The organism is Nonomuraea antri (assembly GCF_013283785.1).
Classification (GTDB): Bacteria; Actinomycetota; Actinomycetes; order Streptosporangiales; family Streptosporangiaceae; genus Nonomuraea; species Nonomuraea antri.
Map to the genome: position 1 here is coordinate 1 of NZ_JABCPZ010000561.1, position 1,110 is coordinate 1,110.

A 1,110-nucleotide genomic window follows, 5' to 3' on the forward strand; every position below is an offset into this window, starting at 1 on the left:
AAATGTGTATAAGAAACAGGCCCTCGAACCCGCTCAACTCCCCGACACGGCACCCGTCACACCGCTCGACAACCACGAGCCGAACACCCACAAGCCGCAATTCAAGAAAACGACGCCCACGGAACAGAGAGAACCTTCAACCTACAAAACCCTTGATGTTCAACGCCTTGACGCATCGACGTCTTCACCTCAACGTCTACACCTCGACACCCTCACCCCGACGTCTTGACCTCGACGTCCTGACCGCCCGGATGTCTTGGCGCCTCATGGAGTTGAGCCGGCGACACCCTCGCCCCTCACATCTCCCGCCGAGCCCGCAACGTCGCCCGGACGCTCTTCAAAGCCGACACGTAATGCCGCTCATCCGGCCGCATGGCCACCGCGATCGCCAGCGGCTCCTGAGCCCCCTCGACGTCCCCGGTCCGCCACAGCGACAATCCCAGCCCGAAGTACGCATAGTCCTCGGCCGGATTGGCGTTCACGATCTGCCGGAAACTGGCCGCAGCCTCCGCGTACTGCCGGGAATTGAACTGCGCCCGCGCCAACGCCTCCAGAATGCTCCGCGACTCGGGCTCGACCGCGGCCGCACGCTCGAGCAACGCCGCAGCCGCCGCCGGGCTGCCCTCCTTGAGCAACTTCATCGCGCGCTGGTACCAGTCGTAGACCCCGCCCCCCGGCGCGCCCGAGGACTCATCGTGAACGTTTCCATCCTCAGCCATGCGCGAGGCCTCCTTCACAGGCAAAGACGGATCCCGCCGCACCTCGTTTGCGGGACGGCTCGGCGGGAATGCTGGGGCGGCTACCTGAAGTCTCGAGCATTTATGGGAGCATGCCCGGTATGGGGAATCCTGAACTGCCGGTACCGGATGGACTGGTGCTACGGCCCTTTCGAGGTGTACGTTTCGCGGTCGAAGATCCCGCCAAGCTGACCTCCCCGCCCTACGATCTGATCTCCAACGGCGATGTCGGCGCCCTCTTGGATTCTCATCCCAACAACGTCGTCAGATTGATCCTTCCCTGCTCCAGCGCTCTCGATTCCCCCGGCGCCAACGCCTCCACCGCATCACCGCCGGACAACACCCCTGCCGCATCACCGACGGGCAACGCCCC

The 1,110-nt window shown here is 64.2% G+C and carries 3 protein-coding genes; 2 read left to right on the top strand and 1 reads right to left on the bottom strand.

Going from position 1 to position 1,110, the window contains the following annotated elements; all coding sequences use genetic code 11:
- Positions 1-229 (top strand): hypothetical protein (locus tag HII36_RS56230; RefSeq protein WP_217371170.1); only part of this gene is annotated, 229 nt, incomplete at its 5' end.
- A gap of 67 nt (positions 230-296) precedes the next feature.
- On the opposite strand, the gene HII36_RS55360 is transcribed toward HII36_RS56230, so the two are convergent.
- Entirely contained in the window at positions 297-719 is a 423-nt protein-coding gene (locus HII36_RS55360) for a tetratricopeptide repeat protein (protein ID WP_173531416.1), read from the bottom strand.
- 119 nt (positions 720-838) lie between these two features.
- On the opposite strand from HII36_RS55360, the gene HII36_RS55365 reads away from it, so the two are divergent.
- The coding region (locus HII36_RS55365; protein ID WP_328808336.1) for a DUF1015 family protein at positions 839-1,110 on the top strand (272 nt) is incomplete at its 3' end.

Coding starts and splice junctions, on each gene's coding strand:
- HII36_RS55360 (WP_173531416.1), bottom strand. CDS start 719: ATGGCTGAGGATGGAAACGTTCACGATGAGTCCTCGGGCGCGCCGGGG.